Source organism: Lewinella sp. JB7, from assembly GCF_024297185.1.
Lineage (GTDB): Bacteria > Bacteroidota > Bacteroidia > Chitinophagales > Saprospiraceae > Neolewinella.
This window is the reverse complement of sequence record NZ_JANCTD010000002.1, coordinates 190,430-210,552: the sequence shown is the minus strand read 5'-3', so window position 1 is coordinate 210,552 and position 20,123 is coordinate 190,430. Positions and strand designations below refer to the sequence as shown.

The 20,123-nt window shown below is 60.4% G+C and carries 16 protein-coding genes; 8 read left to right on the top strand and 8 right to left on the bottom strand.

What is annotated here, in order from left to right; all coding sequences use genetic code 11:
- Positions 1–10 precede the first annotated feature (10 nt).
- Together NMA52_RS04465 and pncA are read right to left on the bottom strand one after the other, a co-directional pair.
- Positions 11–1,192, bottom strand: coding sequence for a redoxin domain-containing protein (locus NMA52_RS04465; protein ID WP_254826445.1), 1,182 nt, complete (start codon positions 1,190–1,192; stop codon positions 11–13).
- A 61-nt stretch (positions 1,193–1,253) separates the two neighbouring features.
- The gene (pncA, locus tag NMA52_RS04460) at positions 1,254–1,880 is read right to left on the bottom strand and encodes a bifunctional nicotinamidase/pyrazinamidase (protein ID WP_254826444.1); all 627 of its coding nucleotides are present in this window, start codon (positions 1,878–1,880) and stop codon (positions 1,254–1,256) included.
- 120 nt (positions 1,881–2,000) lie between these two features.
- Between pncA and NMA52_RS04455 the strand changes: the two genes are divergently transcribed.
- Positions 2,001–3,233, top strand: a complete 1,233-nt coding sequence (locus NMA52_RS04455; protein ID WP_254826443.1) for a DEAD/DEAH box helicase — start codon at positions 2,001–2,003, stop codon at positions 3,231–3,233.
- A gap of 203 nt (positions 3,234–3,436) precedes the next feature.
- Positions 3,437–3,649, top strand: a complete 213-nt coding sequence (locus NMA52_RS04450) for a hypothetical protein (RefSeq protein ID WP_254826442.1) — start codon at positions 3,437–3,439, stop codon at positions 3,647–3,649.
- A gap of 56 nt (positions 3,650–3,705) precedes the next feature.
- Here NMA52_RS04450 and NMA52_RS04445 read toward each other — a convergent pair whose 3' ends face one another.
- From NMA52_RS04445 to gltB, 3 genes are all read right to left on the bottom strand, one after another.
- Positions 3,706–4,692: an aldo/keto reductase gene (locus NMA52_RS04445; protein WP_254826441.1), complete on the bottom strand. Its 987-nt coding sequence runs from the start codon at positions 4,690–4,692 to the stop codon at positions 3,706–3,708.
- A 74-nt stretch (positions 4,693–4,766) separates the two neighbouring features.
- Positions 4,767–6,248 carry a glutamate synthase subunit beta gene (locus NMA52_RS04440; protein WP_254826440.1) on the bottom strand — a complete coding sequence of 494 codons (1,482 nt, stop codon included), beginning with the start codon at positions 6,246–6,248 and terminating at the stop codon, positions 4,767–4,769.
- Positions 6,249–6,310: 62 nt separating this feature from the next.
- Positions 6,311–10,864, bottom strand: coding sequence for a glutamate synthase large subunit (gene gltB, locus NMA52_RS04435; protein ID WP_254826439.1), 4,554 nt, complete (start codon positions 10,862–10,864; stop codon positions 6,311–6,313).
- Between the two features lie 420 nt (positions 10,865–11,284).
- Here gltB and NMA52_RS04430 point away from each other — a divergent pair, with 420 nt between their 5' ends.
- The gene (locus NMA52_RS04430) at positions 11,285–11,749 is read left to right on the top strand and encodes a nucleoside triphosphate pyrophosphohydrolase family protein (RefSeq protein WP_254826438.1); all 465 of its coding nucleotides are present in this window, start codon (positions 11,285–11,287) and stop codon (positions 11,747–11,749) included.
- Between the two features lies 1 nt (position 11,750).
- Complete coding sequence (locus NMA52_RS04425) at positions 11,751–12,401, top strand: protein-L-isoaspartate(D-aspartate) O-methyltransferase (RefSeq protein WP_254826437.1); 651 nt, start codon at positions 11,751–11,753, stop codon at positions 12,399–12,401.
- On the opposite strand, the gene NMA52_RS04420 is transcribed toward NMA52_RS04425, so the two are convergent.
- On the bottom strand, positions 12,402–14,360 hold the full coding sequence (locus tag NMA52_RS04420) for a serine hydrolase (protein WP_254826436.1): 1,959 nt from the start codon (positions 14,358–14,360) through the stop codon (positions 12,402–12,404).
- 69 nt (positions 14,361–14,429) lie between these two features.
- Between NMA52_RS04420 and rmuC the strand changes: the two genes are divergently transcribed.
- From rmuC to kdsB, 4 genes are read left to right on the top strand one after another with little or no spacing between them, the layout of a single operon-like run.
- Positions 14,430–15,767, top strand: coding sequence for a DNA recombination protein RmuC (gene rmuC, locus NMA52_RS04415; protein ID WP_254826435.1), 1,338 nt, complete (start codon positions 14,430–14,432; stop codon positions 15,765–15,767).
- A gap of 15 nt (positions 15,768–15,782) precedes the next feature.
- On the top strand, positions 15,783–16,472 hold the full coding sequence (locus NMA52_RS04410; RefSeq protein WP_254826434.1) for a CoA transferase subunit A: 690 nt from the start codon (positions 15,783–15,785) through the stop codon (positions 16,470–16,472).
- Positions 16,473–16,475: 3 nt separating this feature from the next.
- A complete protein-coding gene (locus NMA52_RS04405; RefSeq protein WP_254826433.1) occupies positions 16,476–17,135 on the top strand; it encodes a 3-oxoacid CoA-transferase subunit B in 660 nt (219 codons plus the stop codon).
- Complete coding sequence (kdsB, locus tag NMA52_RS04400) at positions 17,135–17,872, top strand: 3-deoxy-manno-octulosonate cytidylyltransferase (RefSeq protein WP_254826432.1); 738 nt, start codon at positions 17,135–17,137, stop codon at positions 17,870–17,872. The genes NMA52_RS04405 and kdsB overlap by 1 nt, the downstream gene beginning before the upstream one ends.
- Here kdsB and NMA52_RS04395 read toward each other — a convergent pair.
- Positions 17,862–18,413, bottom strand: coding sequence for an NUDIX hydrolase (locus NMA52_RS04395; RefSeq protein ID WP_254826431.1), 552 nt, complete (start codon positions 18,411–18,413; stop codon positions 17,862–17,864). The two genes, kdsB and NMA52_RS04395, sit on opposite strands and share 11 nt — an antisense overlap.
- Before the next feature lie 82 nt (positions 18,414–18,495).
- Positions 18,496–20,064, bottom strand: a complete 1,569-nt coding sequence (locus NMA52_RS04390; protein WP_254826430.1) for a RagB/SusD family nutrient uptake outer membrane protein — start codon at positions 20,062–20,064, stop codon at positions 18,496–18,498.
- Positions 20,065–20,123: the final 59 nt, after the last annotated feature.

Sequence of the window (20,123 nt, the reverse complement as noted above, 5' to 3'; positions counted from 1 at the left end):
ATGCAGCGGTCTAGTAGACCCGACCGATCATCTCGTGTTCCACGATGGCCCGTTTCAGTTCGAGAAAGTCGACCTCCGCCTGGTGGCGGTACACCACTACGCCCCCGGGTGCCACCAACAGAGTGTAGGGCAGCGCGCCGTTCCAGTCCGGGTCGATGGCTTCCACCAATTCGTAGATGTCCTGACCGGTGAACAGGTAGTTGGGAACGCCGGAATGGACCTTTTCGAGAAAGGCCAGGGCACGATCCTCGGCAGCCGGTTTATCCGCCGAAACGGAGATGAACTCGAAGTCGCGGGCACCGTACATCCGCTGAAGCACGAGGAACTCCGGATACTCCAGCACGCAGGGGCCGCACCAGGTGGCCCAGACGTTGATCAACCGTAGCTTATCACCGCCCTGGTTGGCCACCAGTTCCTCGATCTTACCGACATCGGCCTTCTCCAGGGTCACCGGGCGGGCTTCCCACTTCTCCCGGGCCTGATCGTTGTATTCGGTCTTCCAGGCCCACTTGGTCGAGCAGCCGAAAGTTTTGGTAGTCGGCTCCGCGATCTCCCGTCCGGCCAGCAGAGCGTCGGTAGCCGCGCGAAGGTCCTCCGCGTGGGCGGTGCCGGGTTTTTCGCTCCGGTCGATCCGGCCCGTGTAGCGCACTACGCGATCCTTGTCGAGAATGAAGATGTGGGGCGTGGCGACCGGCCCGTACTGCAACGATGTCCGGTGATCGTCTCCGTCGTAGAGGTAGGGGAAGTTGAAGCCGGCATAACCGGCCCGCTCCTGCATCACCTCGTAGTCGTCGTTCAGATCGGTGTAGCCCAGCTCCTCGTACAGTACGCCGAGGGGACTGTTGGGGCTGATGGCGACCAGTTGCACGCCCTTGTCCGCGTAGTCCCGCTGGAAATCGATGAGTCGTTGCTCGTAGGCCTGGGCGGTGGGACAGTGGTTGGCGGTGAAGGCCAGAACCAGTACTTCGGCATCCGCGTAGTCGGCCAGCGAGTACATGTTGCCGTCGCTGCCGGGCAGGTTAAAATCGGGGGCCGGAGAGCCTACGGTGATGGTGGGTACTTCCCGTTTTTCCAGAGCCTGGGGGTTGGCCCGGAAGCCGGGCGTTGCTTCCGACTCCTGGGTAACGGTTGCGGGCGCGGAGGATTCCTCCGCGGATTCCGGAGCGCAGCCGTGCAGCAAGGGGAAGAGCATAATACAAAGCAAAACGCGAAGGTGCATGATCGTTACGGTTGGTGGCAACCAAAGTAACCATTTACCCCAATTCATCGTACCGTGCAATGCGTGCACCGGCCGTTCGCATTTCACGTACCGCAGCGACCACGTCGCCCGGCGTCAGTTCCACCCCCCGGGTGGCATCCTCGATCAGAACTACCCGAAAGCCCTCCTTCAGGGCGTCGAGTACGGTGAACTTGACGCAGTAGTCGGTGGCCAGCCCCATGACGTGAACTTCCTCGATGCCCCGTTCGCGCAACCAGTCGGCCAGACCGGTCGATTTCCGGTGCCCGTTGTCGTAAAAGCCGGAGTAGCTGTCGATGGTAGGGTCGGTCCCCTTCTGAAACACTTCGGTGATGCCGGAGGTGTCGAGCCCATCCACGAATTCCGCGCCCCAGGTGTCCTGTACGCAGTGGATGGGCCACAGTACCTGGGGCAGTCCCTCAAGGTCGATCACTTGTCCGGGTTTGCGCCAGGGGTGGTTGGCCGCGAAGGAAAGGTGATTAGCGGGGTGCCAATCCTGAGTGGCCACTACCGTTCGGTAGCGCGGCATCAGGGCATTGGCGAGGGGGACTACCGCGTCGCCTTCCGCCACCGGCAGCATTCCGGTCGGCATGAAGTCTACCTGGAGGTCGACCAGGAGGAGGGCGGTGGCGTTGTCGTACATTGGGCGATGATTGGGGTCTAAAGATAGGTGGACGCCATGGTCGCGCTATACCGAAGGAGATTGCTTCCTTCGGGACTCCGTTCGCTCCCGCGTCCCCGCCCCAAACGAGCTCTCGCTACCATGAAGTTTACCGACTACCCCCTTTCTCCCGAACTCAAACGCAATATCGCCCGCCAGGGGTGGAAACGGCCCACCGACATTCAGTACCGGGCTATCCGTCCGATCCTGGAAGGGGAAGACGTGCTGGCCATTGCGCAGACCGGCACCGGCAAAACGGCCGCCTTCGCGATTCCCATTCTCCAGAAACTTCAGGAACGCAAGGAAAGCCAGTGGCGGGAAACCGGGATCGGCTGTCTGATTATGGTACCCACGCGGGAGCTCGCCCTGCAACTCACCGAGGTGTTTACCTCCCTGGCAACCGGCACGGCGGTGAACGTGCTCGGGCTGACCGGCGGGGTCGAGATCGATCCGCAGATCGAACGGCTGACCAAGGAGTTGGACGTCCTCATTACGACGCCGGGGCGCATGTACGACCTGCTCGGACGCAAGCTGCTGCGTCTGGAGCGCGTGGACACCCTGGTGCTGGACGAAGCGGACCTGATGCTCGACCTCGGATTCATCGACGACATCCGGGGCGTGATCGGCCACCTGCAACGCAAACACCAGACCCTGTTCTTTTCCGCCACCATCGACGAACAGATCAAGAAGCTCGCCTACTCGCTCGTGCGCAACCCCATCCGGATCCAGATCTCGCCGAAGGACCCCGTCAGTAAGAACGTCGACCACTCCGTCGTCTTCGTGGAAATGGACGACAAGCGATTCTTCCTCGAACGCTTCGTGAAGGAGAGGCCCGAAGCCAAGATCCTCGTCTTCACCCGCACCCGCGTACGGGCCGAACGCGTGAGCAAGGCCATGGCCCGGGTGGACCTACCCTCCCTGACCCTCCACGGGGAAATGGACCAACGCGAGCGGGAGGCGGCCCTCGAAGCCTTCCGTCGGGGAGAACAACGACTCATGATCGCTACTGACGTCAGCGCCCGGGGCATCGATATTCCCGACGTTACCCACGTCATCAATTACGACCTGCCCGAACAGGCCGACTACTACGTACACCGGGTAGGCCGTACCGGGCGGGGGAAGCAGCGGGGGGTCGCGTATTCCTTCTGTGCCCCGGCGGAGCACGAACTCCTCCGCAAGATCGAACGGTACACCGGCAACGAGATCCGGGTCGTCGAGCTCGACCGCAGTCAGTACCGGGAAACGCTTTCCTTCAGCCGCACCGACGCCATGGGGTTGGAGGAGTTGATGGAGGAGGCGGAAAGGGTCCTTAATAAGAAAAAAAGAAAGAAGTAGAAAATATTTTTGGTATTAAAGTTTGGTGGTCCCGGCTTCCCCCCAAGCCTTTGACCAGCCCGCATAAACTTCCAAAATTTTGTTGGGAAAAGCCGCCCTTGAGCGGATAGCTACCGAATGTTGTTTGCCCATGGGGTTGTAAGGGTCCGGGAATACCCCGACCTTTGCGGCCGAATTCGGAAACCCCGGAAAATCAACAGAATATGACTCATTTCGAAACGCCCCGCCCTACCCGTAGTACGCTGCTGAATCGTCGCGTAAACCGCGCGGTCAAGGCCCACCAACTGGGCAATCCCAACGGACTTCGTCTGGCCTCCCGCCGCTCCGCCCTCCCCCCGGCCCGCCGGCAGGATATCGGCGTTGCCCTCACCGGCAGCCTCGTGGTACTGTTGCTGACCCTGCTCCTGGTCAGCTAAACCCTATCCCACAAAATGCAAAAGGGTCCTGCTGGCTTCAGCAGGACCCTTTTACGTTACCAGCGCTGGTGAACGGCCGGTCTTACCATTCGATCGTAGATGTCGTTCATTGCCTTCAGTTGACTTTCCGTCAGGGGTTTACGTTCGGCAGCCGAAATATTTGACAACAGGTGTTCTACTTTTGAGGCTCCGGGAATGATGCAGCTCACTTCCGGGAAACTCAGGATCCACTGTAGGGCGATCGGAGCCAGATTATCCTCTCCGGGGAAGAGTTGTTTGAGCTCCTCCACGGCCTGCAACCCCTGCTCGTAGTTCACACCGCTGAAGGTCTCGCCCCGGTCAAAGGCCTCCCCCTCCCGGTTGAAGTTGCGGTGATCGCCCTCGCCGAAGGTGGTGCTGCGGTCGAAGCGTCCGGTGAGCAATCCACTGGCGAGGGGCACCCGGGCGATGACGCCGATGTCGTGCTTCTTCACCAGTTCGAAGAACAGCTCCGCCGGGCGCTGGCGGAACAGGTTAAAGATGATCTGCACGGTAGCGACATTATCGTACTCCATGGCCTTGATCGCCTCCTCTACCTTCTCGACGCTGACGCCGAGGTGCTGAATCTTCCCCTCTTCCCGCAGGCGCTCGAAGAGCCCGAAAATTTCCGGGCGGTAGTACACATCGTTGGGGATGGAATGCAGCTGGATGAGGTCGATGCGCTCGATCTTCATCCGCCGCAGGCTGTCCTCGACGTAACCCCGCAGGGCCTTGACCGTGTAGTTGTCGGCCGTATGCGGGGAGATCTGCCGGCCGCATTTGGTAGCGACGTAGATGTACTCGGAGCGCTCCCGCACCACCCGTCCGACGGCGGTTTCGCTGAGGCCATCGGAGTAGACGTCCGCGGTATCGATAAAATTGACGCCCCGGTCGATGGCCTCGTTGATGATGCGGTCGGCTACCCGGTCGTCGAAGGGGTCGCCCCATTTTCCACCGACCTGCCAGGTTCCCAGGCTGATTTCGCTTACTTCAAAATTGGTCTTTCCGAGTTTTCGGTATTGCATGAGCGTTTGTTTTGCGTCTTCAACCGGGCGGCGGGGCGCAGGTGCAATGAAATACCGACTAATTCCAATCTTCCTTACGCGAAGTCGGGCTCGAGCCTGCCTTCGTCGCGGCCCTCCAGGACGGATTCGCCACCGCGCAGGAAGGCATCCACGGAACGGGCGCACTCCCGGCCTTCGGCGATCGCCCACACCACGAGGCTCTGACCGCGGCGCATATCGCCCGCGGCGAACACCTTGGGCACGGAGGTCTGGTAGTCGCGCTCGGGCGTAGCCGCTACGTTTTTCCGTTCGTTCAGACCCACACCGAGATCATTCACTAATCCTTCGTGCTGGGGGTGCAGGAAGCCGGCCGCGATGAGTAGTAGCTGGCAGGGCAGTTCGCGTTCCGTGCCGGCGATTTTCACGAAGGTGTTTCGGCCGGTCTGGTCTTTCCCCCACCGGATGTTGACGGTCTTGACGCCGCGGAGTTTGCCTTCCTCATCCTTGACGAATTCCTCGGTAAGCACCGCCCACTCCCGTTCACATCCCTCCTCGTGGCTGGTGGAGGTCCGCAGGATCATCGGCCAGTTCGGCCAGTTATCCGCCGGGCGCTCCGAGGGCGGCATGGGCATGATCTCGATCTGGGTGACCGAGCGAGCACCGTGGCGGTTGCTGGTCCCGACGCAGTCAGCTCCCGTGTCCCCGCCCCCGATAACGATGACGTCCTTATCGCGGGCGTGAATCTCGAATTCGTCGCTCAGGTCGTCGCCGGCGACGCGTTTGTTGTTCTGCTCCAGAAATTGCATAGCGAAGTATACGCCCTGGGCTTCCCGGCCCGGGCTGGGAATATCGCGGGGGATGGTGGAACCACCAGCGAGCACTACGGCGTCGTTCTCCGCGACCAGTTGCCTGGCGTCCACGTTTTCTCCGACGTTGGCGTTGGTCCGAAACTTGACGCCCTCGGCGGCCATGAGGTCTACCCGGCGGTCAATGACCCACTTTTCGAGTTTGAAGTCCGGGATGCCGTAGCGCAGCAGCCCGCCGATGCGTGAATTCCGCTCGTACACGGTCACGTTGTGCCCGGCCTTGTTGAGCTGAGCGGCGGCGGCCAGTCCGGCGGGTCCGGAGCCGACCACGGCGACTTTTTTGCCCGTCCGGCTGCCGGGAGGATTTGGCCGGGCGTAGCCGCGTTTGAAGGCTTCCTCGGCAATCGACTTTTCGATGTGCTCGATGGCTACCGGGGGTTGGTTGATGCCCAGCACGCAGGCCGACTCGCAGGGGGCCGGACAGATCCGCCCGGTGAATTCGGGAAAGTTATTGGTCGAACTCAGAATGTCGAAAGCCTCCCGCCAGTCCTCGTCGTAGACCGCATCGTTGAATTCGGGGATGATGTTGCCGAGCGGACAGCCGCTGTGACAAAAGGGTACGCCGCAGTCCATACAGCGCGCCGCCTGGGTGACGGTGCGCTCCTCGGACATGGGCACGTACAGCTCCTGCCAGTCGGTTTTCCGGACTTCGACGGGCCGCTTTTCGGGCAGTTCACGGGTATATTTCAGAAAGCCAGCTGGATCAGCCATGGTGGGTAGATTTTTCGTTTCCGGCCCGGAGGCCGGAGGGGGTTAGCGTAGGTTGGAAGTGGCTAGACGAGTTCGGCGACTTTGACGCGTACGTTCGGTTCTTCTCCCTTCTTGGCCAGTACGGCCTTGTAGTCGCGGGGCATCACCTTGACGAAATGTCCGAGGTGTTGCTCCCAGTCGTTCAGCATGTCGAGGGCACGCTTGGAGCTGGTGTAAGTAAAGTGGTTGCGGACCATCTGCTGCAACAGGTTCTGATCGAAGGGCGTGAGTTCCTCCATGTCTACCATTTCCCGGTTCAACTTCTTGGCGAAGGTTTTATCCTCATCGTAGATGTAAGCCATGCCGCCGCTCATTCCGGCCCCGAAGTTCTTTCCGGTGGCCCCGAGGGCGACGACTACCCCACCCGTCATGTACTCACAGCCGTGATCGCCGAGCCCCTCGACGACTGCCTTCACCCCGGAGTTGCGCACCGCGAACCGTTCGCCAGCCATGCCCTTGATGTAGGCTTCGCCCGAAGTAGCGCCGTAGAACGCCACGTTACCGATGATGATGTTCTCGTGAGGATCGAAGGTAGATACCCGGTCCGGCACCACTATCAGGCGGCCGCCGGAGAGGCCCTTCCCGAAGTAATCGTTGGCCTCCCCTTCCAGCAGGAACTGAATCCCCTTGGCGCCGAAGGCTCCGAAGCTCTGACCGGCCGATCCCCGGAAGCGGTACTTGATGGCCCCGTCGGGCAGCCCCTCCCCGTGGAAGCGGCGACTGATCTCGTTCGAGAGCATGGTTCCCACGCTTCGGTCGGTATTCTTAATGTCGAAACTGCCGGTGACGGGTTCCATTTCCTCCAGCGCGTACTTGGCCGAAGTGATGAGACGACGATCCAGTACATCGGCGATGCCGTGGTCTTGCTCGATACGCTTGTAAAGTCCGACGGACTCGTCAGCCACCTCCTTGTAAAGGATAGGGCTCAGATCCAGGCTACGGTACTTCCAGTGCTCGACGTCGCTGTTCATCTTGAGGTGCTCGACCTTGCCCACCATTTCGTTGACGGTGCGGAAACCGAGTTCCGCCATGATCGAGCGCATGTCTTCGGCCAGGAACCGGAAGAAGTTGATGACGTGCTCGGGATCCCCCGTGAAGCGCTTGCGGAGCTCCTCGTTCTGGGTAGCGATGCCGACCGGGCAGGTATTGACGTGGCACTTCCGCATCATGATACAGCCTTCCACGATAAGGGCCGCGGTAGCCACGCCGTATTCCTCGGCGCCGAGCAGGGTGGCGATAACGAGGTCGCGGCCGGTACGGAGCTGGCCGTCGGTCTGCAGCGTCACGCGATCCCGGAGCTTGTTCTTGACCAGGGTTTGGTGGCTCTCGGCGAGACCGAGCTCCCAGGGGAGGCCGGCATGGCGGATCGAACTCAGGGGACTGGCACCGGTACCGCCGTCGTGACCGCTGATGAGGATGGCGTCGGCGTGGGCTTTGGCCACGCCCGAAGCAATGATGCCTACCCCGGCTTTGGACACGAGTTTCACGTTGATGCGCGCCCGGCGGTTGGCGTTCTTCAGGTCGAAGATGAGCTGCGCCAGGTCCTCGATGCTGTAGATGTCGTGGTGGGGCGGCGGAGAGATCAGTCCCACGCCCGGCGTGCTGTTGCGCACACGACCAATCCAGTCGTCTACCTTATGGCCGGGCAGTTGACCTCCTTCACCCGGCTTGGCCCCCTGGGCCATTTTTATTTGGAGCTCGTCGGCGTTGGTGAGGTAGTGGCTGGTCACGCCGAAGCGGCCGGAGGCTACCTGTTTGATGGCCGAGCGCATGTTGCGACCCTGATCGTCGAGCTCGAAGCGCACTTCGTCCTCGCCGCCCTCTCCGGAATTGGACCGGGCGCCGATCTTGTTCATCGCGATGGCGAGCGTCGTATGAGCTTCCCAGCTGATGGAACCGAACGACATGGCGCCCGTAGCGAAGCGCTTCATGATAGACTCGGCGGGCTCCACTTCCTCGATGGGAATGGGATCGCCCTTCCGGAAAGCCAGCAGACCCCGAAGAGTGAGCGCGCGCCGGGTTTGGTTGTTAATCTCGTCGCGGTACTTCTCGTAGGCTTCCGGATCGTTCTTGCGGGCGGCGATCTGCAGGTAGTGGATACTTTTCGGGTTAAAGGTGTGGGCTTCACCCCGCCGCTTCCACTGGTACACCCCGCCAACTTCCAGCTTGGGGTTCGCGACGAACTCCTTCGGGTAGGCCAGTTCGTGGCGTACGAGCACCTCGCAAGCTAGCCCGTCGTAGCCGATACCTTCGATTCGGCTGATGGAGCCGCGGAAGCAATCATCAACGACCTTGCGGTTCAGTCCCAGGATTTCAAAGATCTGCGCTCCCTGGTAGGACTGTAGGGTAGATATCCCGATCTTGGACATGATCTTGAGCAGGCCCTTGGTGACGGCCTTGCGGTAAATTTTGATCACCTCCTTGAGTTCGTACCCCTCGTCTTCGAATACGTTGCGGGCGTGGAGGTCGGCCAGTGCCGCGTAGGCCATGTAGGGGTTTACCGCGCTGGCGCCGTAGCCGATCAGGGTAGCCACGTGGTGGGTTTCCCGGACGTCACCGCCCTCGACGACCACGCTGGTCTTGGCCCGCAGGCCAAGTTCCACGAGGTGATGGTGCACCGCGCCTATGGCCAGCAAACTAGGTACCGGAGCGTTGTGGCTATCGGCCTCCCGATCGCTGAGGACCAGAATATTGTACCCGCTCCGGACCATGGATTCGGCCTGTGCCTTGATGTGTTCCACGGCGGCGTGCAGCCGGCCTTCCTGTCCGTCGGAGGGGAAGACGATGTTGATCACCGTCGCCCGGAAATCCCGGTGGTGCAGTTCCCGCAACTTGGCTACATCGTCGTTCGTGAGAATAGGCGAATCCAGATGAATGTAGGTGGCGTTTTTGGCGGTCGGCTCCATTACGTTCTCCGAACTGCCGAGCATGGCGTACGACGACATGACGCTCCGTTCCCGGATGGGATCGATCGGCGGGTTGGTTACCTGGGCGAAGAGTTGCTTGAAGTAATTCGCGATGTGCTGGCTCTGGAGGGAAAGTACGGCCAGTGGCGTATCGCTGCCCATGGACCCGATGGGGTCCTTGCCTTCCTTGATCATGGGTTCGAGCATAACGCTGAGGTCCTCCTTCGTATAGCCGAACAGCTGAAGCCGGCGGAAGAGCGTCTTCTGATCCATACTGATCTCCGCCTTCCGGGAGAGCGGCAGATCCTTAATGTCCTGGCGGAACTCGTTGAGCCAGTCGCGGTAGGGCAACCGTTGACAGATGATCTCCTTAAGTTCCTCGTCGCCAATGACGCGATGTTCCTGAAGGTCGGCCACCAGAATACGACCGGGTTGCAGCCGGCCCTTCTTGATGACCTTCCGCTGGTCCACCTTCAGGGCACCGGCTTCCGAAGCTACGATAAGGGTATTGTCATTCAGCAGGCAGTAGCGGCTGGGGCGTAGGCCATTGCGGTCCAGGGTAGCTCCGACCAGAATGCCGTCCGTAAAGCAGATGGATGCGGGGCCGTCCCAGGGTTCCATCAACGCTTTGCTGTACTCGTAAAATGCCTTCTTGAAGTCGGGCATGGCGTCGTCGTGCTGCCAGGCTTCCGGAATCATCATCATGAGGGCGTGCGGAATACTGATGCCGTTCATGGTGAGGAATTCGAGCACGTTGTCGAAGTTAGCGGAGTCCGACAGGCTGGTTCCACATACAGGGAAGATCATGTTGAGCTCCTCCTCCGAGAACTTAGAGGTCTTCCGGATCAGACTCTCCTTCGAACGCCACCAGTTCACGTTGCCCTGTACGGTGTTGATCTCCCCGTTGTGGGCGATCATCCGGAAGGGTTGGGCCAGCTTCCACTTCGGTACGGTATTGGTCGAAAACCGGCTGTGTACCAGCGCGATGGCGCTTTTGTACCCGAGGTCCTGTAGGTCACCGTAAAAACCGGGTAGCTGCCAGGTGGTGAGCTGACCTTTATATACTATGGTCTTGTAGCTGAAGGAGCAGAGATAAAACCGGTCCTGGGTTTCGGGGTAAGTGACGTGAATGCGGTGGGTGGCAAACTTGCGCAGTACGTAGAGTTTTCGCTCCAGGTCGGCGGGCTCCATCTCCGTACGGGGCTTCACGAAGATCTGCTCCATACGCGGCCGGGCGCTGTTACTCGTCAACCCGACCTCGTCCGCGTCAAAGGGATTCTTACGGTAGGCAATCACGTCAAAACCCAGTTCGTCGCAGTAGTCCTCGAAGAGGAAGCGGCAGCGCTGGCTGAGCTCCTTTTCCGCGGGGAGGAAGAGTTGGCCCACCCCATACTTGCCGAATTCCGGCAACTGTTTGCCCATTTCCGAGAGCTTCCGCCGGAAGAATTCATCCGGGACCTGCGTCAAAATTCCGGCACCGTCGCCGGAGTTGGGTTCGCAACCACAGGCGCCCCGGTGCTCCATATTGGCGAGCATGGCCAGCGCGTCCTTGACGATGCTGTGCTTCGGCTCTCCGTTTAGATTGGCGATGAAGCCGGTTCCGCAGGCGTCCGACTCCAGATGCGGCCGGTAGAGGCCGGGGTAGTCGGGGGTGTCGTGTTGGTATTGCATATATATCTTCTTAGCTCATTCGGTTCGTAGACGGGGAAATTTGGCTCCGCCGCAGCTACTAGCCACATCACAAGATACGTGCTCACGACATGGATGACAATGTTCCACGCAGTAATTTGACCTACCGAAAAGTACACAACCACAGCGAACTAGAAACACCTGCATTAGATTCCGTCATTTTTAGTACCGCGAAACCCTTAATTCCACAATTAAAATTTCATTTTTGCCGTATTTTAACAATTATAGTTTACCTGCTATTCACCACTCAATCTTCGCCTGTAAAAGAATGGCCGATTATTTAATTTCATCATCCGGATAATTATACCGCTCCACCTATGTTCCACGGACGCCACTCCGGCATCCTGACGACTTTCTACCACCCCCCGCTTCGCTATATTTGCCGGCATACAAGATTATCGTATGAATAGCCCCGATGCACTCGGTGACGTGGCCGAGTTTCACCGCACCTTCCGCCTTCCCATTCTCTCCGCTCCCGCGATCCCGCCCGCAGACAGATGCCGCCTTCGCCTCAATCTTCTGCAGGAAGAGCTCGATGAATTGCGGCAGGCCATTGACCAGCGGGACATCGTTGAGGTCGCGGACGCGCTGGCGGATCTGCAGTACGTCCTGAGCGGTGCCGTGCTCGAATTTGGGCTCGGCGAAAAATTCCGGGCACTCTTCGAGGAGGTCCACCGGTCGAATATGAGCAAGACTTGTGCCAGCCGGGAGGAAGCCGAGGCTACCCTCGCCCACTACCGGCAGCTGGAACAGGAGGGTCGGGTGGAACCTTCCGGGGAGGTTTTCCTGGTATACCGCAACGACGACAATAAGGTGCTCAAAAACGTTAACTATTCACCGGCGGATCTGGCCGGTCAACTGAAGTAAGATGCAGGACGGATTTCGTCATCGGGGGCAGCGCAAACAACTCATCGAACGCCTGCGGAGCCGCAATGAATTCGACCCGAAGGTGCTGGACGTCATGGCCAACGTGCCCCGTCATTCCTTTCTGGACAGCAGCTTCAACGACTGGGCCTACCGCGATGAGCCCTTCCCCATCGACTGCGAACAGACGATCAGCCAACCCTCTACCGTAGCCTGGCAAACCACGGCGCTGCAACTCCTGCCCCGCCAGAAGGTCCTCGAGATCGGCACCGGCTCCGGATACCAGGCGGCCGTGCTTTCGCTGCTTGGCGGACGTGTATTCACCGTGGAGCGGCACAAGCCCCTGTACCGGAAAGCCCGGCTGACCCTAAAAAAATTGCGACTCGATCGCGGCATCCGCTTCTTCCTCCGGGACGGCAACCGGGGGGTACCCGAAATGGCTCCCTTCAGTCGCATCCTTGTCACGGCCGGCGCCGCATCCGTACCCCAAACGCTACTCGAACAACTGGAAGTCGGGGGCATCATGGTCATTCCGGTCGGACCCGAGGGCGAGGATCAGCAATTGCTGCGCATTACGAAAACGGCGCCCGGCACCCATACCGAAGAGATGCTCGGTTACTGCCGTTTCGTACCCTTCCGGGAAGGGCTGGCCTGATCAGGCGGGGTCGCGGCCGTAGGTATCCAGCGCGCGGTAAAGTTCGCGGTGCATCCGGCTGCGGGTACCCATCTTCAGCAGCTTGGTATTGGAGGGGTCGGGGTGAATACGGTTAGTCAGCAGGACGAAGACCAGCTCGCTGTCCGGATCCGCCCACACGCAGGTGCCCGTAAATCCGGTATGCCCGAAGGTCGCTTCCGAAGCTCCGGCGGACACCACGCTCCCGTAGCCACCTTCCAGTCGATCGAACCCGAGGGCCCGGTAATTGAAGGGATTGCGGGCCGTGAACAGCTCCACCGTCTCTTGGCGGATAAATTGCCGCCCGTTAAATTCTCCACCGTCCAAGAGCAACTGAAATAAGCGTCCCAGGTCCCGGGCATTCCCGAAAAGTCCGGCGTGCCCCGCCACGCCACCCAGCATCGCCGCGGCCTCATCGTGGACGTACCCGCGAATCGCCCCCCGGCCCATCCACTTGTCCGTGATTGTCGGTACGATGTCCCGGCCGGAATGTCGGGACAGGGGCGTGAAGGTCAAACGACTCAGTCCGAGGGGCACATAGAATTCCTGCTCCAAGTAGGCGTCCAGCGCGGTACCCGTCAGAGCCTCCACTACGTACTGCAGCAGCACGTAATTCACGTCGCTGTAGCGGTACACCGGTCGCCGGGTATGGTTTACTTTTCGGAGATCTTGCCGGATCGCCGTCGCCACGGCTCCACTCAGCCAGCGCCGATCACTCAGCCGGACGAAAGCCGAGCTGTCGATCCCCGGCGCCGCAACCGATGCGAAGACATGGTCGGCAATGGGCAAATCCGCCTGCATACCGGTATGGTGGGCGAGTAACTGCGCTATGGTATAGCGGCCAGGCACCGTTCGGCGGTACTCGGGCAGGTAGTCACTCACCCTGGCCGTGAGGTCGATCCGTCCCTCGTCGTACAGTTTCATCACCGCCAGGGTGGTCGCGGCCGCCTTGGTTACGGAAGCCAGGTCATAGAGGTTGTCCACCCTTACCGGATCGCCCGCCCGGTACTGCTGCCGCCCGTAGGCGCGCTCGTAAATTACGTGACCGTTCTTAAGGACCGCCAGTTGAGCGCCCGGGGTAGCGCCGTAGCGAATGGCCCGGTGGATGGTTTGGTCCAGGCGTTCCAGTTGCCGACGATCGACATTCACCAGTTCGGGTTCCCGGAAACCGGGGCTACCCTGGGGAAGGTCCCTTCCGCTTCCGGAGGCGTAACCCGCCGCATCCCGGTCGAGGCGACCGTACAGCGCCTGGGCACCGAACAGCGCCTGAGCAACGAAGGCTTCGCTCTCCTTGGCCCTCAGCGGACAGAGAATCGTGGTCCAGGAAGCTGGCACCGTATCCACCAGCCGGTGGTCACCGTAGTGGACGAAGGTGATTTCGGGATACCCGTATAAATTCCGGTACCAGTGATCGCGCACGTCGGCCAGCCCGGCCGGATCGTCGGCAACCACTACGGTGGGTAAGGGCGGGGCGGCGGCAAGCGCGGGAGCAATGACTTCGGTAAAGGCAATATCCTGCACCGGCCCAAACCGGCGGGCCATCGCGATGAAGCGGTCGGGCCGCCGGCCCTTGGGGTAGATGACCCGTAGGGGATTGCCGGCGCGCAGCGGAAGCCGGACCGCTCCCGTATTCAGAAGTACGGTTTGGTCGAGTAGCCGACGGCGGCGGGCAAGGTCGTCGCGAGCATCGACGGTGACGTATGGCCAGGTGAAGGGCACGGCAGTGGGATCCTCGGATGGAATGTTCGTCAGCAGCTTCAGGATATCCGCACTCACGAACGGCGCGGGGGCGGCGACCGGGACTTCTTCCGCAAGCGCTTCCCCGGTACTGAACCATTCGGTGAACCAGGAAAACAGACGCTCCGTCCACCCTTCGTCGCCGGCGGGGGCGGCGGACAGTAGCAGGGACGAGCAGAGGAGGGTGAACAGGGCATTTTTCATGTCCTAATACCAACGGTCTTTCTCGCCCCAAATTATGCCACCTCCCCGCGCCCGCACTACCTTGTCGGCATGGATACAGCTTCCGCCCTACCCTACTTCGTATTGCTGGTGACCGGAATGGTTGCCGGGGGAGCGGTGGCCTGGTTTTACGCTCGTTACCGCCTGAGCGTGACCCACCTCGCACGTGAGCGGGTGGAGGCCGACTACGTGCTGCGTCCCGTATACGATCAGCTCCGCAGCGATGCCGACCTCCACTACGAGAATTTACAGGAGAAACTTGCCGTGGAGACCGTGCTACGCAGCGACCTGGCGGGGCTGCGCGCGGAACACCGGGCGCTGCAGGAGCAGTTGGCCGGGCAACAGGCGGAAATGGCCCGTCTCCAGGCCGCCTCCGTAGCGGAGTTCGAACGGACCGCCGACCGGTTGTTCCAGGAAAAAAGCGAACGGTTTACCGTACAGAATGCGCGACAACTGGATGGCCTGCTCCACCCGCTGAAGGAACGTCTGCAGGGTTTCGAGCAACAGATCGAACGGCGCTTCGTAGAGGAAACCCGCGACCGCGTATCCCTGCGGGAGGAGATTCGCCACCTGCAACAGCTCAACCACCGCATCAGCACCGAAGCGAACAACCTGGCCGGTGCCCTCCGCGGAAATACGAAAACCCAAGGAGACTGGGGGGAATGGCAACTGCTCACCCTGCTGGAGGCGAGCGGACTGGAGAGCGGCGTCCATTTTTCCGCACAGTCCAGCTACACCGACGAGAATGGCCGGCAGAAAAGACCGGACTTCATCATCAATCTGCCCGACAACAAGCACCTCGTCGTCGACAGCAAGGTGTCCCTGACGGCCTACGAACGTTACTGCTCCCACCCTCCTGAGTCTACCGCCGAACGACGGCTGGAGGCATCCGCCCACCTGCGCAGTCTGCGGCAACATGTAACCGACCTGGCAGGTAAAAATTATACCCGCCTGTACCAGATCAACTCCCCGGATTACCTGTTGCTGTTCGTGCCCATCGAGCCGGCGCTGGGACTAGCGCTCACGACGGACAAAAATCTCTTCATCGAGGCCCTCGAGCGCAACATCGTCCTCGTTACCTCCAGTACCCTGCTGGCGACCCTACGCACGGTCAGCTACATCTGGAAGCAGGAGAACCAGAAGAAGAACGTACTGGAGATCGCCCGGCAGAGTGGCCTGCTCTACGACGGCTTCGTCTCCTTCACCGAGGAGCTGCACAAGATCGGCCACCGGCTGGATCAGGCGCAGCAATCCTACCACTCCGCGCTAACCAAACTCAGCACGGGCGGCAAGTACGGTGCCACCCTCATCGGTCGCGCCGAACGCCTCCGGAAGCTCGGTGCCAAAACGAAAAAACGAATTGACAACCGCCTCCTCGAGGAGGAATAAACCGATCTTGCAACCATGAATAAACGCGTAGCCAATGCCCGCGAAGCCATCGCCGGCATCCAGAGCGGAATGACGCTGATGCTCGGTGGCTTCGGCCTGTGTGGCATTCCCGAAAAATGCATCCTTGCCCTGGCCGACACCGACATCACCGACCTGACTTGCATCTCCAATAATGCCGGTGTGGACGACTTCGGACTCGGGCTGCTCCTGCACAGCCGGCAGATTCGTAAGATGATTGCCAGCTACGTTGGCGAGAACGCCGAATTCGAACGACAAATGCTCAGCGGCGACCTGGAGGTCGATCTCATCCCTCAGGGCAGCCTCGCCGAAAGATGCCGGGCCGGCGGTGCCGGCATACCCGCTTTTTTCACCCCGGCGGGCTACGGTACCGAGGTCGGCGAAGGAAAAGAAGTACGTGAATTCAACGGCAAACCCCATATTCTCGAGACCGCCCTCACGGCGGATTTCGCGATCGTAAAGGCCTGGAAGGGCGACACAGACGGCAACCTGATCTATAAAGGAACGGCCCGCAACTTCAACCCCGTCATGGCCATGGCCGGCAGGATCACGATCGCCGAGGTCGAGGAGCTCGTGGAACCCGGGGAGCTCGACCCCAATCAGATCCACACGCCCGGAGTGTTCGTCCAGCGCATTTTCCAGGGAGACAACTACGAAAAACGTATTGAAAAACGCACAACCCGCTAAGCCATGCTAGATAAAACAGGAATCGCCAAACGCATCTCCCGTGAACTCCAGGATGGCTGGTACGTCAATCTGGGCATCGGAATCCCCACGCTGGTCGCTAATTTCGTGCCCGAGGGCATCGACGTCACCTTTCAGTCCGAGAACGGGATCCTGGGTATGGGCCCCTTCCCCACCGAGGCCGAAGTCGACGCCGATCTGATCAACGCGGGCAAGCAAACCATTACTGCCCTCCCCGGAGCGGCCATCTTCGACAGCGCCACGAGCTTCGCCATGATCCGCGGCCAGCACATTCAACTGACGGTGCTGGGCGCCATGGAAGTTTCCGATACCGGCGACATCGCCAACTGGAAGATCCCCGGCAAGCTTGTCAAAGGCATGGGCGGTGCCATGGACCTCGTAGCCTCCGCGGAAAATATCATCGTCGCCATGATGCACACCAACCGGGCGGGAGAATCCAAGCTCCTTTCCGAATGTTCCCTCCCCCTGACGGGCGTGCGGTGCGTGAAAAAAATTGTCACCAACCTGGCGGTCCTGGAAGTCACTCCCGATCGCGGCTTCCGCCTGCTGGAGCGGGCTCCGGGCGTTTCCGTCGAACAGATTAAGGAGGCTACCGCCGGAAGACTGGTCGTCGAAGGGGACATCCCGGAAATGGACCTTTCCTAGTGGTCCTGGCCGTCATCCCCGCCCGCTACGCAAGTACCCGCTTACCGGGCAAGCCCCTGGCCGATCTGGCGGGGCAGTCCCTGATCCAACGGGTGTACGGAGCGGTCAGTGGGTGCACAATTGTCGACCGGGTCATTGTCGCTACCGACGACGACCGAATTTTCCGGCACGTGGAGTCGTTCGGAGGCTCGGTGGTGATGACGTCCCCCGATCATCCGTCGGGAACGGATCGCGTAGCGGAGGCCGCACGCCAGTTTCCGGAGGCGGAGATCGTCGTGAACGTGCAGGGCGACGAACCCTTTATCGAACCCGCCCAGATCGCCGGAGTCGTGGAACCCTTCCGTGACGCCGGTATCGCTATCTGCACCCTCGCTACCCCGGTCAGGGACGAACACGCGCTGCTCTCTCCCAACGTGGTGAAGGTGGTGCGCGATGCGGAAGGGCGGGCGCTTTACTTCAGTCGCCACGCCATCCCCTACCTGAGGGATGTGCCCGTCGGCCGGTGGATCGATCAGGGAAAGCACCTGCAACACCTGGGCTTATACGCCTACCGGGCCGGGACGCTGCAGCAGCTTACCGAGCTGGCACCAGCGCCACTGGAGGCGGACGAAGCGCTGGAGCAATTAAGGTGGCTGAGTGCGGGCTTCGGGATCCACGTCGGCCTGACCGATCTGCCCTCCATCGGCATCGACACTCCGGCGGATTTAGCTGCGGCCGTCAGACGATTTAGCGAATAGGAGTGCCCTCGTCGGGGTAAGACCCCCGGAAGAGGGTCTTGCCGTTGGTCCTGCGGTCGCGGAAGTAATTGCGCAGAGTGAATTTGGAGGAGGTGAAGGCGATATCGTTCCAGGGAATTTCCTTCTCGGTGAACAGGCGACATTCGAGGCTTTCCGGCCCGACCCCGTATACCCCGTCGACCAGGAGTCCGACAAATTGCAGGTATACCTGATTGATCCGTTCGATGTTATACAGGGTGATCAGGTAGTCGATCTCCACTTCCGCGGCGGCTTCCTCGCGCACCTCCCGACGCGCTCCGTCGGCTACAGACTCGCCGTTCTCCAGGTAGCCACTGGGTACGTTCCACCAGCCGTAGGCCGGCTCGATGGCCCGCCGGCACAATAGTACCCGATCCTCCCACACCGGCAGGCAACCGGTGACCACCTTCGGGTTGTGGTAGTGTATGGTGCGGCAGTCCTGGCATACCTGGCGCGGGTGGGTATCTCCCTCGGGAACGGTAATCCTTAAGTGGGGCGAGCCACAGTGAGAGCAGTATTTCATACGGACGACTAAGGTATACACAAAAACGCCCCGCTTCCTTACGGAGGCGGGGCGTGGATGGTTAGATTACCTACCTAGAACCTTAGTAACCGGGGTTCTGCTGCAGGTTGCGGTTGGCGTTGAGCTGAGGCTGAGGAATCGGGAAAAGCTTAGCGGTGGCGGGGGTGGCATCTTTCGCGAACCAGGGCGAGGTGAACCGATCGAAGCGGATCAGGTCCTGACGCCGGGTAATTTCGAAAAAGAACTCCCGTCCCCGTTCGGCCAGCAGGTCGTCCATGGACATGTTGTCGTCGAGCTCATCGAGGCCCGCACGTTCGCGGATCATATTGACGAACATGGCGTGACCGGCCTTACCCTGCCGCTTCATCGCTTCGGCCTTATTCATGAGGACCTCCGCGTAGCGGATGATGGGAAAGTCGTTCTTGATGCTGTTGGGAGAACCGATCTCGTAACCGAATTTGAACACGCGGGCTCCGGCTTCGCGGTAGGCGTTGGGCTCGAGCGCATTGACTTCGGGGGTGAAGACCAGCTCGACTCCACCGGGATCGTCGGCCGAACCGTCGGTGATCGGGGTTACGCCATCGAGAGCATACTGGGGACCGGCGAGGAAGTTTCCACGGACTTGCTGGTTTCCGTACTCACCCTTACGGATGTCTTCGTCGTCGTAGCTGTTGTAGAACTCCTGCAGGGTACAGTAACCGTTCCAGGGCTGATCCTGGAGGTTGAAGGTAGCCTGGCTGGCGTAGTGCAGGGTCATCTGGGGGATGTTAAATCCACCAGCGACGTTGGGCGCGTCGTAGGGAATGACCCACATGTTCTCCGACGTACCGTTGAATCCGCTGTCGTTGTCGGGGTCGAAGTTGGTGAAGTAATTGGAGGTCAGATTGTACTGACCGCCGTTGATCACTTCGTCGGCGGCAGCTTCGGCATCGGCCCAGCGGGCGGAACCCGTCATAACCTCCGCGTTCAGCAGAAAGCGGCTGGCCAGCGCACGGTTTACCCAGTAGTTGATTTTACCGTAGCTGTCCGCTCCGGTGCTGCGGCCGAGGTTCCCCGCTGCCGCGTCCAATTCCGAAATAACGAAGTTATAGATCTCCGCACGGGGCGTAGCGGAAGGTTCCTGGTCGGTCGGATCGGAATCCTGCGTGATCAGGGGAACATCGCCGAAGGCGTCGGTCAGCTGGTAGTAGAAGTAGGCGCGTAGCGTACGGAGTTCAGCAATCCGGGGGGCCTTCTGATCCTCCGGAAGCGAGGACTCCTCGATCACATCAATAACCTGGTTGGCCTTCAGGGCACCCCGGTACAGGAAACTCCACGCACCGTTGTACTGCCCGTCCTGCGGGTCGAAGGTTTGCCGGTGGGTCCGTAGCCAGATACCGCCGTCGAACCAGTCGGAACCCCGCTGGGGAATCATCAATTCGTCGGAAGAAATCTCCTGAATGGACATGTAGCCGCCGTGATTCATCATCCCGTACAGGTCCGTGTAGACGGACAGGTAAGAAGAAACGATGTCGTCGTTCGAGGCGGGGAAGTTAGCCGGAGTAAGGCTGGAATATATTTCCGGTTCCAGGTCAGTACAGGACTGGAACGGTGCAAACAGCGCGGCGACAACAAACGCGCCGGCTATTCGAGACAAAGAAGTAAATGTCATGGTTTATAGTTGATCGGAGGGAAGACGGTCACGGGAGTGCTCGCCTCCCCTCCGGTGTT

What these genes read in the sequence shown, in the direction of transcription:
- NMA52_RS04465 (WP_254826445.1), bottom strand. Translation starts at nt 1,192, where the DNA reads ATGCTCTTCCCCTTGCTGCACGGCTGCGCTCCGGAATCCGCGGAGGAA.
- pncA (WP_254826444.1), bottom strand. Translation starts at nt 1,880, where the DNA reads ATGTACGACAACGCCACCGCCCTCCTCCTGGTCGACCTCCAGGTAGAC.
- NMA52_RS04455 (WP_254826443.1), top strand. Translation starts at nt 2,001, where the DNA reads ATGAAGTTTACCGACTACCCCCTTTCTCCCGAACTCAAACGCAATATC.
- NMA52_RS04450 (WP_254826442.1), top strand. Translation starts at nt 3,437, where the DNA reads ATGACTCATTTCGAAACGCCCCGCCCTACCCGTAGTACGCTGCTGAAT.
- NMA52_RS04445 (WP_254826441.1), bottom strand. Translation starts at nt 4,692, where the DNA reads ATGCAATACCGAAAACTCGGAAAGACCAATTTTGAAGTAAGCGAAATC.
- NMA52_RS04440 (WP_254826440.1), bottom strand. Translation starts at nt 6,248, where the DNA reads ATGGCTGATCCAGCTGGCTTTCTGAAATATACCCGTGAACTGCCCGAA.
- gltB (WP_254826439.1), bottom strand. Translation starts at nt 10,864, where the DNA reads ATGCAATACCAACACGACACCCCCGACTACCCCGGCCTCTACCGGCCG.
- NMA52_RS04430 (WP_254826438.1), top strand. Translation starts at nt 11,285, where the DNA reads ATGAATAGCCCCGATGCACTCGGTGACGTGGCCGAGTTTCACCGCACC.
- NMA52_RS04425 (WP_254826437.1), top strand. Translation starts at nt 11,751, where the DNA reads ATGCAGGACGGATTTCGTCATCGGGGGCAGCGCAAACAACTCATCGAA.
- NMA52_RS04420 (WP_254826436.1), bottom strand. Translation starts at nt 14,360, where the DNA reads ATGAAAAATGCCCTGTTCACCCTCCTCTGCTCGTCCCTGCTACTGTCC.
- rmuC (WP_254826435.1), top strand. Translation starts at nt 14,430, where the DNA reads ATGGATACAGCTTCCGCCCTACCCTACTTCGTATTGCTGGTGACCGGA.
- NMA52_RS04410 (WP_254826434.1), top strand. Translation starts at nt 15,783, where the DNA reads ATGAATAAACGCGTAGCCAATGCCCGCGAAGCCATCGCCGGCATCCAG.
- NMA52_RS04405 (WP_254826433.1), top strand. Translation starts at nt 16,476, where the DNA reads ATGCTAGATAAAACAGGAATCGCCAAACGCATCTCCCGTGAACTCCAG.
- NMA52_RS04395 (WP_254826431.1), bottom strand. Translation starts at nt 18,413, where the DNA reads ATGAAATACTGCTCTCACTGTGGCTCGCCCCACTTAAGGATTACCGTT.
- NMA52_RS04390 (WP_254826430.1), bottom strand. Translation starts at nt 20,064, where the DNA reads ATGACATTTACTTCTTTGTCTCGAATAGCCGGCGCGTTTGTTGTCGCC.